This is a genomic window from Pseudomonas sp. (assembly GCF_050739995.1).
Classification (GTDB): domain Bacteria; phylum Pseudomonadota; class Gammaproteobacteria; order Pseudomonadales; family Pseudomonadaceae; genus Aquipseudomonas.
The window spans coordinates 1-13348 of sequence record NZ_JBOICG010000405.1 but is presented as its reverse complement, the minus strand read 5'-3'; the positions used below and the strand labels follow the sequence as shown (position 1 = coordinate 13348).

Annotated in this window: 13 protein-coding genes; 5 read left to right on the top strand and 8 right to left on the bottom strand. The window is 60.5% G+C overall.

Going from position 1 to position 13348, the window contains the following annotated elements:
- From yghX to ACRESD_RS13490, 3 genes are all read right to left on the bottom strand, one after another.
- Window positions 1-809: YghX family hydrolase (yghX, locus tag ACRESD_RS13500; RefSeq protein WP_431751360.1), on the bottom strand; the 809-nt coding region annotated here is incomplete at its 3' end.
- 44 nt (window positions 810-853) lie between these two features.
- On the bottom strand, window positions 854-1348 hold the full coding sequence (locus ACRESD_RS13495) for a PaaI family thioesterase (RefSeq protein ID WP_431751359.1): 495 nt from the start codon (window positions 1346-1348) through the stop codon (window positions 854-856).
- 71 nt (window positions 1349-1419) lie between these two features.
- Window positions 1420-2310: a DMT family transporter gene (locus ACRESD_RS13490; protein WP_431751358.1), complete on the bottom strand. Its 891-nt coding sequence runs from the start codon at window positions 2308-2310 to the stop codon at window positions 1420-1422.
- Between the two features lie 88 nt (window positions 2311-2398).
- On the opposite strand from ACRESD_RS13490, the gene ACRESD_RS13485 reads away from it, so the two are divergent.
- Window positions 2399-3724 carry a PLP-dependent aminotransferase family protein gene (locus ACRESD_RS13485; RefSeq protein WP_431751357.1) on the top strand — a complete coding sequence of 442 codons (1326 nt, stop codon included), beginning with the start codon at window positions 2399-2401 and terminating at the stop codon, window positions 3722-3724.
- A 1-nt stretch (window position 3725) separates the two neighbouring features.
- Here ACRESD_RS13485 and ACRESD_RS13480 read toward each other — a convergent pair whose 3' ends face one another.
- The gene (locus ACRESD_RS13480) at window positions 3726-4157 is read right to left on the bottom strand and encodes a nuclear transport factor 2 family protein (RefSeq protein ID WP_431751356.1); all 432 of its coding nucleotides are present in this window, start codon (window positions 4155-4157) and stop codon (window positions 3726-3728) included.
- 218 nt (window positions 4158-4375) lie between these two features.
- Between ACRESD_RS13480 and ACRESD_RS13475 the strand changes: the two genes are divergently transcribed.
- Window positions 4376-5110 (top strand): CPBP family intramembrane glutamic endopeptidase, encoded by a 735-nt coding sequence (locus ACRESD_RS13475; protein ID WP_431751355.1) that lies wholly within the window; start codon window positions 4376-4378, stop codon window positions 5108-5110.
- Between the two features lie 113 nt (window positions 5111-5223).
- On the opposite strand, the gene ACRESD_RS13470 is transcribed toward ACRESD_RS13475, so the two are convergent.
- Window positions 5224-6933, bottom strand: a complete 1710-nt coding sequence (locus ACRESD_RS13470) for an amidase (RefSeq protein ID WP_431751354.1) — start codon at window positions 6931-6933, stop codon at window positions 5224-5226.
- Between the two features lie 134 nt (window positions 6934-7067).
- On the opposite strand from ACRESD_RS13470, the gene ACRESD_RS13465 reads away from it, so the two are divergent.
- Complete coding sequence (locus ACRESD_RS13465; RefSeq protein WP_431751353.1) at window positions 7068-7382, top strand: DUF2834 domain-containing protein; 315 nt, start codon at window positions 7068-7070, stop codon at window positions 7380-7382.
- A gap of 103 nt (window positions 7383-7485) precedes the next feature.
- Here ACRESD_RS13465 and ACRESD_RS13460 read toward each other — a convergent pair whose 3' ends face one another.
- Window positions 7486-8697, bottom strand: coding sequence for an MFS transporter (locus ACRESD_RS13460; protein ID WP_431751352.1), 1212 nt, complete (start codon window positions 8695-8697; stop codon window positions 7486-7488).
- Between the two features lie 97 nt (window positions 8698-8794).
- Here ACRESD_RS13460 and ACRESD_RS13455 point away from each other — a divergent pair, with 97 nt between their 5' ends.
- Entirely contained in the window at window positions 8795-9616 is an 822-nt protein-coding gene (locus ACRESD_RS13455; protein ID WP_431751351.1) for an AraC family transcriptional regulator, read from the top strand.
- A gap of 2 nt (window positions 9617-9618) precedes the next feature.
- On the opposite strand, the gene ACRESD_RS13450 is transcribed toward ACRESD_RS13455, so the two are convergent.
- Both ACRESD_RS13450 and proP read right to left on the bottom strand, forming a co-directional pair.
- A complete protein-coding gene (locus ACRESD_RS13450) occupies window positions 9619-10122 on the bottom strand; it encodes a GAF domain-containing protein (RefSeq protein WP_431751350.1) in 504 nt (167 codons plus the stop codon).
- Between the two features lie 52 nt (window positions 10123-10174).
- A complete protein-coding gene (gene proP, locus ACRESD_RS13445) occupies window positions 10175-11677 on the bottom strand; it encodes a glycine betaine/L-proline transporter ProP (protein ID WP_431751349.1) in 1503 nt (500 codons plus the stop codon).
- A gap of 438 nt (window positions 11678-12115) precedes the next feature.
- Between proP and ACRESD_RS13440 the strand changes: the two genes are divergently transcribed.
- A partial coding sequence (locus tag ACRESD_RS13440; protein WP_431751348.1) for an MFS transporter occupies window positions 12116-13348 on the top strand: 1233 nt, incomplete at its 3' end.

Below are 13348 nucleotides of genomic sequence, written 5' to 3'. Positions count from 1 at the left end.
GAATCATTGTGGAAACCATGGTTGGCGCCCTTGTAGATATACGCCTCATAGGTGGTGCCCGCCGCCTTCAGCGCCTTCTCATACGCCGGCCAACCCTCATTGATCCGTGTATCCAGTTCGGCGTAATGCAGCATGATCGGCGCCTTGATGCGCGGTACATCCTTGGCGTCCGGTTGGCGGCCATAGAACGACACCGCCGCTCCCAACTCCGGATAGGCCACGGCGGCCGCATTGGTCACGCCACCGCCGTAACAGAAGCCGGTAATCCCCACCTTGCCGGTGCTGGTGTCGTGCTGCATCAACCACTCGATGGCGGCGAAGAAGTCGTTCATCAGTTTTTCGGGGTCAACTTTCTGTTGCAGTTCCACCCCTTTTTCATCGTTGCCCGGGTAGCCGCCCACCGACGTCAGCCCATCCGGTGCCAGCGCGATAAAGCCGGCTTTGGCCAGGCGCCGGGCAACGTCTTCGATGTAGGGATTGAGGCCACGGTTTTCATGCACCACCACCACGGCCGGCAATTTGCCGCTGGCCTTGGCCGGGCGCACCAGGTAGCCGCGCACGGTGCCGTTGCCCTTGGGCGAAGGGTAGGTGATGTAATCGGCGATGATGTCCGGGTCGGTGAATTTCACCTGCTCGGCCAACGCATAGTTGGGGCTCAGGGCCGCCAACAGTGCGGAAGCGGTGAGGCCGCCAAAAGTGAACAGCGCAGCGCGGTCGAGAAACTCACGGCGGTTGAGCTTGCCGTGGGCATAGCCGTCGTAGAGCTCCAGCAGTTCGGGGGCGAAGTCTTTCGCGGTGAGACGCGTCATCGGTGCAGTCCTCGAAGGGGGATGGCAATCAATGTAGACCAGGATCAGCCTTCGCGACCATGGGCGGCGGCGGCCAATTGGCCGGTGTCGACACGCACGAATACCGAGTCGCCGATGGCCGTGAGCACATCACCGGCGTACACCTCGCAGACCACGCGGCTTTTACGCCCGACCTCATCCTCGACGCGTGCGCGAAGGGTCAGTGTGACGCCCATCGGTGTCGGCTTGATGAATTTGATGCCAAGGTTGCCGGTCACGCAATCGATGCGCGGCAAGGTGCCGGGTTCACGCGCCTCAAGGCGGTAGTGATAGGCCATGGCGGTCCAGTTCGAATGGCAGTCCACCAACATGGCGATCAGGCCGCCGTAGACCAGGTCCGGCCAGCCGGTGTATTGGGCTTCGGGCAGGTGTTCGGCGATGAGGTGGACACCATCGGCATCCCAACGACTTTTGATGTGCAGGCCATGGGGGTTGCTGCCACCGCAGCCATAGCAAATACCTTCGGGGGCGGTGGTGTCCTGAAGAGAAGGGGTGAGCATGCAAAGTCCTTATTGTTTCTTTTGGCGACCACTCTGTTTAGCAGGGCACGCACCGAAAGGGAATAAGCCCATTAGCGTGCAAACCGCTTCGCCCCTGCCACACAGCCGATCACGGCGACCGTCACCAGCACCATGCCCAGGCTGACCTGCTCATGCAGCAGGCCCGCCGCCAGCGCCAGGCCGAAGAACGGTTGCAGCAACTGCAACTGGCCGACGGCGGCGATACCGCCCTGAGCCAGGCCGCGATACCAGAACACAAAGCCAATCAACATGCTGAACAGCGACACGTAACCCAGGCTCAACCAGGCGGGCAAGCTGATGCCGGTGAAACTGAGCGGTGCCAGGATCATGCTCAACGGCAGCACGACCGGCAGCGATACCACCAGCGCCCAACAGATCACCTGCCAGCCGCCCAGGCTGCGCGACAACTTGGCGCCTTCGGCATATCCCAGGCCGCACACCAGTACCGCTAGCAGCATCAGCACGTCACCCACAGGCGCGGCGCTCAAGCCCTGGGCGAAGGCGTAGCCCATCACCAGCACGCTGCCCAGGATCGAAAACAGCCAGAACACTGGACGCGGGCGCTCACCGCCGCGCAATACGCCGAACACGGCGGTAGCCAGCGGCAGCAGGCCGATAAACACAATGGAGTGCGCCGAGGTGACGTATTGCAGGGCGAGGGCGGTCAGCAACGGAAAGCCGATGACCACACCGAGCGCGACGATCGCCAGTGGCATCCATTGAGCGCGCGCGGGGCGACTTTCCTTGAACAACCGCAGCAGAAGCAACCCAAGCAAGCCTGCAATGGCCGCGCGGATCATGGTGAGAAACACCGGATCGAACTCCATGACCGCCAGGCGCGTGGCGGGCAATGAACCGCTGAAGATCACCACGCCGATAAAACCATTGATCCAACCCTGTGTGCTGGTGTCGAGGGTGCTGAGCCGCGAAGTACGTTCCATGGGAGATACCCGAAAAGAAAAGTTGCGTGTCCGGCATCCTAAAGTTGAAGATTGAGACAATCAAAAAATTGTCATGGATACATCGCCTATGCCGCGCGCCCGTTATAAGTCGCTGGTTGACACGTTCGCCGCCGATATCCGCAGCGGGAAAATGCCGCCCGGTACACGGTTGCCGACCCATCGGCAATTGGCTGCCGAGCACGGCCTGGCCTTGGTCACGGCCAGTCGTGTGTACGCTGAGCTGGAAGCCATGGGGCTGGTCAGTGGTGAAACCGGGCGTGGCACCTTTGTGCGGGAGATCGCATTGCCGCCAGGGCAGGGCAGTGGCCAGATGATCGTCGCCACGGGCATGCTTGACCTCAATTTCAACTACCCCTCGTTACCCGGCCAGGCCGACCTGTTGCGCACGGCGTTGCGCCAACTGGCACTGTCGGGTGACCTCGAAGCCCTGTTGCGCTATCAGCCCCATGCCGGTCGCCTGCACGAGCGGGCGGCGGTAGCGCGGCACCTGGTGAGTCGCGGGCTGGCGGTGGATGCTGAGCAGGTGCTGCTGGTCAGCGGTGCCCAGCACGGCTTGGCGGTGAGCATGATGGCGTTGCTCAAACCTGGCGATGTCATCGCCGTGGACGCGCTGACGTATTCGGGGTTCAAGGTGCTGGCTGAAACCCTGCACTTGGAGATCGTCGCGATCCCGGTCGACGCTCATGGCCCGGACCTGGCGTTTCTACAACGCCTGTGTCACAAGCGGCCGGTGCGCGCTGTGTACAGCATGCCGACCTTGCACAACCCACTGGGTTGGGTGATGAGCCTGGCACAGCGCGAGCAACTGATCGGGATTGCCCGTCAGCATCATCTGATGATCATCGAGGACGCGGCCTACGCCTTTCTCGTCGAGGACGCGCCACCGCCCCTGGCGACCTTGGCGCCGGAGCGTACGGTGTACATCGGTGGGTTTTCCAAGAGTATCGCCACTGGGTTGCGGGTGGGTTTCATCGCAGCACCGCCCAGCTGGGTGAAGGGGCTGGAGCGCAGGATCATGGCCACCACCTGGAACGTGCCAGGGGTGATGAGTGCGATGGCCGTCGCCTGGATCGAGGACGGCACCGTGGCGCAGTTGGAAGCGCAGAAACGCCAGGATGCCCAGGCGCGGCAGGCCTTGGCGGCGCAGGTGTTGAGGGGTATGGACTACATCAGTCACCCGTCGTCGTACTTTCTATGGTTGCCGCTGGGGGAGGATGCCCGCGCTGATCAGATCGCCATGACCTTGCAGCGCGAGCAGGTCTCGGTGTCCACCGCCGAACCGTTCGCGGTCTCTGCCTACGTGCCCCACGCGTTGCGCCTGGCGCTCGGCTCGGTGGAAATACCGGCGTTGCGAGAGGCTTTGCTCAAGGTGCGCAAGGTCGTGGAATGGTGAACTAGTACTTGTAAGCCTGGCGCCCGATCAGCAGCCATTTGCCGTGCTGTTTCTGCCAGACCTGGAAGTTATCGATATCGGTCGGCACTTCGACGCCGCTGTTTACCGCCAAGGCATGGAAGTGGTTACGCACCAGGGCGGTGTCGCCGTCGAGGATAATGCTCTGATTCTGCATTTCCAGGGTCTTGAATGCGCTGGTGTGGGTTTCCAGGTCGGCGATGAATTGCGCCTTGTTCTGCACCTTGCCGCTGGAGTGGCCGTAGGTGAGGTTGTCGGACGTCAACGCGTGCAACTGCTTGAGGTCCAGGTGCAGCATGGCTTGGGTCAGTTGGTCGACCGCTTGGGCCACCTCTTTTTCGGCGGGGGCAGGCGCGGCTGCGACGGCGCCGGAAAACAGACACAGAAAACCGAGCAGCACTTTAGCGTTGGGCATGGGTGTTTCCTTATTGTTGTTAGGTGGAATCAATGAGTGATGTCGTCGTACAACCATGCCGTTATTTTGCAGAAAAAATAAAGTGAAATTTATGGATGTCCCTAAAATACTGGTTTGATGTTCTGATGTGACGTCTTATCACGTTGCTGGATCTTTTCGAACAAATGGCAGATGGCTATGCTTGCGCGCCATTCATCCCCCCAAGGAACCAACCCCCCATGATCGCCGAAGGAATGGTGATGTTGATCAAATACGCAACCCACCTAGCACCCGGCGTGCTGCTGTTCGGGTTGTGGTTTGCGCTGACGCCTAGGGCGCTGTCCGCGCTGCGTATCTTGATCCTGCTGTTGGCGTTCGTGCTGATGCGCGATGTGATGACGCCGTTGCGTATGTGGGCGCTTGGTAGCGAAGTGCAGATAGCTTTCACCAATAACGGGTTCGTACTGGCGGCGCTGGGTGGCTTGTCGGTGCTGCTGATCATGTTATTGGTGCGCGTAGCCCCTGAGTTGTGGCGGCTGATTCGTTGGTCCATCGGCAATCCAGTCGTTGGCCTGGCTGTGGGGCTAGGGGTGGGGGGCCTGATCGGTATGCCGCTACGGATTTACCAAGGCATTGACGCGTTCTCGATCCACGGTTACTGGGTTTGGCTGCCCGGCATGGTGGTATTGGCCTATGGCGCCAATGCGTTGGAAGAGGTGTTGTTTCGCGGGTTTCTGCAGGGCTATCTGGAACAGCAGGTCACGCCTCTGCGCGCGGCCTTGATCAGTGGGGTGGCCTTTGCCGCCTGCCACACCTTTCTGGCTTTGAGTGTGACCCAACTGGGCTGGCCGGTGTTGCTGTTCACCCTGATCGAAGGGTTGGCCTGTGCGCTGGTGCGTATGCGGTATGGCGTGTTGCCGGCGACGCTCACTCATGGCACGGTAATTTTGCTGATTGCCGTGCCTTTAATTTGAAAAACAGTCAAATGTGGGAGCTGGCTGCCTGCGATAGCGGTGAAGCAGTCGACATCTGCATCGACTGACACTACGTCATCGCAGGCAAGCCAGCTCCCACATTCAGACCGTATTCATTCTGCTGCCAACGGTGGTGTCCGTGGGGGAATGACGCGCTTGCTGCCAGTAGCTTCATAGGCCGAAGCAAAGCGCAGCAATGCCGAATCGTCATAGGCGCGCCCGGCGAAGGTCAACCCTACCGGCATGCCGATGTCGGCCATCACGCCCATCGGCACGGTGACGGTGGGTACGCCCAGGTGGCGAATGGCGAGGTTGCCGTTGGCTACCCAGATGCCGTTGCTCCAGGCGATGTCGGCAGAGGTTTCGTTGACGTCGGCGTCAGCCGGGCCCACATCGGCCACGGTAGGGAACAGCACGGCGTCAAGGCCCAGGGTGTCCATCCAGTCTTCCAGGTCCAGGCGCCGGGTTTGTTCAAGACCGCGCAGGCCGTCGGGTACGCTGCTGATTTCATTCCATGGCGTGATGCCACGCTGCGCCATGCGCACGTACTCGTCCATGCCGGCGGCAAGGTCGTCCTCACGGTTGGGCAGGGTGCCGGGGTCGTGGGGGAAGATCTTCGGCCCGTCGACATCGGCCAGGCGGTTCAGGGTCGGGTCGCCGTTGGCGCGCAGGAAGTCATCAAAGGCCCAGGCCGACAGTTCCCACAATTCGTCGTGCAGGAATGTCTTGGACACCAGGCCACGGGTAAACACCGTCGGCGCGCCGGGGCGGTCGCCTTCGCAGTTGGAGACCAGTGGGAAATCCACCTCGATCACTTCGGCTCCAGCGGCTTCCAGCGCCTGGCGGGCGGCCTGCCAAAGGTCGATCACGCTGGCGCGGGTGTTGATCTTTTGCCCGGTTGGCCCGCCGATCCCGGGTTTTTCGCTGGTGCCGGCTCCAGGGTCGGCGTTGATGTACATGCGCGGCACGCCGAAGCGCTTGCCCACGAGAGACTCCGAAGTCACCGCCAGTTCGGCGTAGGACGCCGGGCGCACCGAGGCCACGCTCGGGATGGGTACCCAGGGTTGCAGGCGCCACAGGTCGCCACGGGTGTCGGGGTCTTCGGCGACCACGACATCGAGTACTTCCAGCAGGTCGGCCATGCTGCGTGCATACGGCACGACCACGTCCATGGTTGGCGTCAACGGCCAGTTGCCGCGCACCGAGATCACCCCACGAGACGGGGTGTAGGAGCACAGTCCATTGTTGGACGCCGGGCCGCGTCCGCTCGACCAGGTTTCTTCGGCCAGGCCGAATGCGGCAAAGCTGGCGGCCGTCGCGGTGCCGGCGCCGTTGGACGAACCGGAAGCAAAGGGCGCGGTGAGGTAGGCGGCGTTGTACGGGCTTTCTGCGCGGCCATACACACCGCGTTGCATCCCGCCATTGGCCATCGGCGGCATATTGGTCTTGCCCAGGCAAATGGCGCCACCGGCGCGCAGGCGCTCAATGGTGAACGCGTCGCGATGGGCCGTCAGCTGGGCGAAGGCCGGGCTGCCGGAGGCCGCGGTCAGGCCCTTGACCAGGTAGCTGTCTTTGGCGGTGTAAGGGATGCCGTCCAATGGCCCCAAGGTTTCACCCTTCGCCCGACGCGCATCCGACGCCTCGGCTTCTTTGAGCGCCTCGGGGTTGCGCACCACCACGGCGTTCAAGGCGGTAGCTGTCTGCGGGCCGTCATAGGCATCGATCCGCGCCAGATAAGCCTTGACCAGTTCAACGGCAGTGGTCTGGCCGGTTTCAAGCGCCGCGCGCAATTGGGCAATGGAGACTTCGGTAACTTGCATCACGTTTTTTTCGCCGCCTTCAAGTGGGAGGTATGGCGGCAGTCTACGGACAGATATTTCACAGTGCCAGCGCTCCGAGAATCTTGCTGCTAAGGTGAGCACCTCGCTATTAAAGGTTGTTCTTCAAGGAGGATTGCATGCACAGGCCTTATCTCGCCCTGATCGGTTTGCTCGGGTTTTCGTTGTATACGCTCTACACGATGCTCACGGCGCAACAGTCGCTGCTGGCATTCGGACAAGAACTGATCTCGCGGCCGGATACGGCGCAGGTGGTGATCGACCTGTATCTGATGGCGGTGCTGGCGTGCGTGTGGATGTATCGAGATGCGCGGGGGAGAGGGCGGTCGGTGGTTTCGGTGCTGCCTTACTTCTTGCTGACGGCGGTATTCGTTTCGGTGGGACCGTTGCTGTACATCGTTGTGAATGGGTTTACGCGCCGGTCGCCAAACTAGTGCCGATGTTGATTCTGTGGCGGGCGAGCTTGCTCGCCACAGGTATTGTCGCGGTCCTCAAGGGTTAAGAAATGCCTGGTAATTGTCCTTGGTTATCGGCGGGTCAGGCGCCTTTGGTTGACGGCAACAATACCGTCAGGATGCCCACCAGTGGCAGGAACGAGCACAGTTTGTAGACGTACTCGATGCCGTGGTTGTCGGCGAGCATGCCGAGCAGTGCCGCGCCGATACCGCTGAAGCCGAACATCAGGCCGAAGAAGATCCCGGCGATCATGCCCACATTGCCGGGCACCAGCTCCTGAGCATAGACCACGATGGCCGAGAAGGCCGAGGCGATGATAAACCCGATCACCACGCTCAATACCGCCGTCCAGAACAGGTCGACGTAGGGCAGGGCCAGGGTGAACGGCGCCGCGCCGAGGATGGAGAACCAGATGACTTTCTTGCGTCCGATCTTGTCGCCGATCGGGCCACCCGCGAAGGTGCCGACAGCCACCGCGCCGAGGAACAGGAACAGGTACATCTGGGAGCTGGCCACTGACAGCTGGAATTTTTCGATCAGGTAGAACGTGAAGTAGCTGGTCAGGCTGGTCATGTACCAGTACTTGGAGAACACCAGCACGGCCAGCACGATCAGGGCAAAAGTCACGCGGCCTTTGGACAAACCGTGGGTGGCCTTGGCGCCTTGCTTGAGCTTGAACAGGTTGAGGTGGTGGCGGTACCAGCGGCTCAAGCCGTACAGCACCAGGATCGCGAAGACCGCGAACAACCCGAACCAGGCGATGTGGGTTTGGCCGTAAGGAATGATGATCGCTGCCGCGAGTAACGGGCCGAAGGCGCTGCCGGTATTGCCGCCGACCTGGAAGGTCGATTGCGCCAGGCCGTAGCGTCCGCCCGAGGCCAGGCGGGCCACTCGTGAGGTTTCCGGGTGGAAAGTCGAGGAACCGACACCGACCAGTGCCGCTGCCAGCAGGATCGCCGGGAAGGTGCCGACAAACGCCAGCATCAGGATGCCGATCAAGGTGCACACCATGCCCGCTGGCAACAGCCACGGCTTGGGATGGCGGTCGGTGTGATAACCGATCCAGGGTTGCAGCAAGGACGCAGTCAGTTGGAAGGTCAGGGTGATCAGGCCCACCTGGGTGAAGCTCAGCCCGTAGTTGGCCTTGAGCATCGGGTAGATCGAAGGCAGCACGGCCTGGATCAGGTCGTTGATCAGGTGCGCCAGGGCACAGGCACCGAGGACGCGCATGACCAGGGGGCTTACCTGGGGCGTAGTGGTTGCAGCGGCGGGTGACGCGGTGAGTGTCGACATGCAGGCATTCCATACAGGGCAGCGAACAGGGGCGGCGAGTACTTATGCTCACCACCCGTTTCTAATTGTTTCGGCGCTTATGCTAGATTCGGCGTAAATGCCTGTCTCGCGAAATTCGGGAGGCAACTATCGCAAAAGGGGCGAAATGATCAAACCACTGGATGAATTTCTGCAGGAGATCGATGAGGGCGACTGGACTGTCATCAGTTCCGCCACCGATTATCCCGAAAATTGGGTGATCCCTGACCATAGCCACGAAAAGCACCAACTACTCTACGCCATCGAAGGCGTGATGGTGGTGCACTCGGCGCAGAACCAGTGGACGGTGCCGTCCAACCGCGGCTTCTGGATGCCCAGTGGGCAAGTACACTCGCTGCGTTGCGTCGGCACGTTGAAGATGCGCAGCGTGTTCGTGCGCCCGGATGCCTTCCCGAACCTGCCCAACGAAACCAAGGCCGTGAGCATTTCGCCATTGCTCAGTGAGTTGATCAAGGCGTCGGTGAGTTTGAAACCGCCTTATGCCGAGGACTCCCGCGACGCGCGGATCATGCACCTGATCCTCGACGAACTGGCGATTCTGCCGGCGTTGCCGCTGTCGCTGCCCCAGCCCGCCGATTCGCGTATCAGCCAGATTTGCCAGGCACTGCAAAAGGATGCGGGGGATGCTTCGACGGTGGCGGATTGGAGTGCTCGGTTGGACTTGGACCAGAAGACCATCCAGCGCCTGTTTCGCAAGGACACCGGCTTGACCTTCGGCCAGTGGCGCCAGCAGGCGCGGTTGCTGTTGGCGCTGGAGCGTATCGCGGTGGGGGAGAAGATCATCGACGTGGCCATCGAGCTGGGCTACGAAAGCCCGAGCGCCTTTACCAACATGTTCAAGAAACAGTTCGGTAAGACGCCGAGTCAGTTTTTCCGGTAGCGCTAGTGCTCGTGGGGCAGATTGGCGAAGAAGATACAGCCAATCAGCCGTGCAAACAGGCTCAGGGTTTCCGGCAGGTTAGGATCATCAAACAGCATTGACCTGGAGTCCAGGGCGCAGAGGGCTCCGTACAAACGCCCATCCGGTAGCAAAATCGGCGCGCCGGCGTAGCTTTCAATGGCGAATTGCTTGACCACTGGGCGTGTGGCAAAGCGACCGTTCTTGCTGATTTCGGGAATGAACAACGTCTTGGGGTTGATGCAGAACTCACTGCATAACGTGGTTTCGAGGTCGAATACGTCGTCCACGCTGATACCCATTTGCAGGGGGTCGTACACCGAGCAGACGATCCAATCCAGGTCTGTGAACTTGGCGATGCCGGCGAAGCGCATGCCGGTCAAGCGCGTGACCAATTGCAGGATGCTGGTGGTGGCTTCGATTTCCGCGATGGCAGCCCGCTCTTCGGCGCTGAGAAGCGAGTGTGCGGTGATGACGCTTGGAATCATGATTGAACACTCCAAAGGTGTGGCGGTCAGGGCCGCCACGCTTGGTCAGGTCTTAGTTGATGCGTGGATGCTGCTCTACCAGGTTTTTGCGCTTGGCTTCCAGCTCGGCAATTTCGGCGTCGATGTCTTCGATCTTCTGCTCGATATTGTCGTGGTGTTCCTGCAGCAACTCCTTGGCTTCTTCTATGTCCGACGCGGCCGGTGCCGCGCCACGCAGGGGCTTGTTGGCGGTTTCCTTCATGGTCAGGCCGGTGATCAGGCCGACCACGGCAAACACCATCAGGTAGTAGGCGGGCATATACAGGTCGTTGGTGCTTTCCACCAGCCAGGCCACTGCCGTGGGGGTGACGCCGGCGATCAGTACGGAGACGTTGAAGGCACTTGCCAAGGCGCTGTAGCGGATGTGCGTGGGAAACATGGCGGGCAAGGTCGAGGCCATCACGCCGATGAAGAAGTTCAGGATCACCGCGAGGATCAGCAGGCCGCCGAAGATCAGCCCGATCTTGCCGCTGGTGATCAGCATGAACGCCGGGATCGCCAGCAACAGCAGGCTAATGCTACCGGTGATGATGAAGGGCTTGCGGCCGATTTTATCGCTGACAAAACCAATGAATGGCTGCACGAACAGCATGCCGACCATGATTGCGATGATGATCAGCACACCGCTGTTTTCTTTGTAGTGCAGGTTGTGCGACAGGTAGCTCGGCATGTAGGTGAGCAACATGTAGTAGGTCACGTTGGTGGCCGCGACGATACCGATGCAAGTCAGCAGGCTGCGCCAATGTTTGGTGGCGACTTCCCTGAATGAGACTTGGGGACCGTGGGTCAGTCCCTCACGGTCGCCTTGTTCCACTTTGTCCATGTGCTGCTGGAACGCCGGGGTTTCTTCCAGGGCGTGGCGCAGGTACAGGCCGATGATGCCCAGGGGCAGGGCGAGGAAGAACGGCAGGCGCCAGCCCCAGGCCTCGAATTGTTCTTCACCCAGTATGCTGGAAATCAGCACCACCACACCTGCGCCAAGCACGAAGCCGGCGATGGAACCAAAGTCCAGCCAACTGCCGAGGAACCCGCGTTTGCGGTCCGGAGCGTACTCGGCAACGAAGATCGAGGCGCCGGTGTATTCACCGCCGACCGAGAAGCCTTGGGCCATTTTGCACAGCAACAACAGGATCGGCGCCCAGATGCCGATGGAGGCGTAGCCGGGGATCAGGCCGATGGCGAAGGTGCTCAAGGACATGATCACGATGGTGGCAGCGAGGACTTTCTGCCGCCCGTACTTGTCGCCCAGCGCACCGAAGAACAGGCCGCCCAGGGGACGAATCAGGAAAGGCACGGAGAAGGTGGCCAGTGCGGCGATCATTTGGACGCTGGGGGAGGCGTCGGGGAAGAACACCTTGCCCAATACGTAGGCGACGAAGCCGTAGACACCAAAGTCGAACCACTCCATGGCATTGCCCAGGGCGGCGGCGGTGATCGCCTTGCGTACCTTGGTATCGTCGACGATGGTGATGTCTTTCAATCTGATGGGTCTGACGCTTTTCTTGCGTAATTTCATGCGGGCCACTCTAAAACTGAACAGGGGAGGTGCCATCGTTACGATGGCGCCGCTCTGTCAGCTCAGATACGAGCGCATACGAAAAAATTCATCTTATTTGTTATTTGGCTTTTTGCAGACACCCTGTCATTGCGTCAGAGACGGACCTTGTAGTGAGCGGGCTTGCCCCGCGCTGGGTGGCGAAGCCGCCCTAAAACCTGCTATCGCGTTATACCTGACATCACGCGGCGGTCTTATTGGGGCGGCTGCGCCACCCAGCGCGGGGCAAGCCCGCTCACTACAATTGATATCGTCATCCTACAACTGATTTTCGTAGAGCCCAATAAACCGCAATCTTTCGGATTGACAGTGCCTAGGTAGCTCGATATAAAAGTCATGGTTGTACGACGACATATGACGTTACGTGTGTCCTACCTAAAAACAATAAAAAGTGATGCCATGAACTTGAACGAGCCCATCAACGCCCAGCGCGTTGGCCAGGCGGTAGGCAACTATCGCTGGACCATCTGCGCGATGCTGTTCTTCGCGACAACCGTCAACTACCTCGACCGCCAGGTGCTTAGCCTGCTGGCACCACAACTGTCGACGCAATTTGGCTGGAGTAACACCGACTACGCCAACATCGCCGCGGTGTTCCAGTTCGTTTATGCGATTTCCATGCTGTTCGCCGGGCGGTTTGTCGACAAGATCGGCACCAAGGCCGCCTATGTGGTGGCGATTGGTATCTGGTCCACCGGCGCGATCATGCATGCGTTTTCGGTGCCGATGGGCGAGGGCATCGCGGCGATCAGTGGGGCTGTCGGCCTGGCCGTGATCCCGGTGTCGATTGCCGGCTTCATGCTGTCACGCGCCGTGCTGGCGATTGGCGAGGCGGGTAACTTCCCCATCGCGATCAAGGCCACCGCCGAGTACTTCCCGAAGAAAGAACGCTCCTTGGCCACCGGTATTTTCAATTCGGGCGCCAACGTTGGCGCGATCCTGGCGCCTATTTGTGTGCCGTTGATCGCAGGCTTATGGGGCTGGGAAGCTGCGTTTATCGTGATTGGTGCGCTGGGGTTCGTGTGGGTCGCCGTGTGGGTTGCGCTTTACCAGAAGCCAGAGGAGCAAAAGCGCCTTTCGGCCGAAGAATTGGCCTACATCCGCAGTGACCAGACCGTACAAACCTTGACCCCTGCGCCCGCCGATGTGGCACCGAAAAAAGTCTCGTGGTTCAAGTTGCTGACCTATCGCCAGACCTGGGCGTTCGCCTTCGGCAAATTCATGACCGACGGCGTCTGGTGGTTCTTCCTTTTTTGGCTACCCACTTACCTGTCGGCGCAGTACGGCATGAAAGGCGCGGACATTGTGATGCCGCTGGCGGTGCTGTACAGCATGACCATGGTCGGCAGTATCGGCGGCGGCTGGTTCCCCAGCTATTTCATGGCCCGTGGCGATGCTCCCTACGATGGCCGTATGAAAGCCATGCTGGTGATCGCACTGTTCCCGTTGGTGGTGTTGCTGGCACAGCCTTTCGGTTACCTGAGCTTCTGGGTGCCGGTGCTGCTGATCGGTGTGGGTGCCTCGGCGCATCAGGCGTGGTCGTGCAATATTTTCACTACGGTGTCTGACATGTTCCCGCAGAAAACCGTGGCGTCGGTGGTCGGTATCGGCGGCATGGCGGGTGGCTTGGGC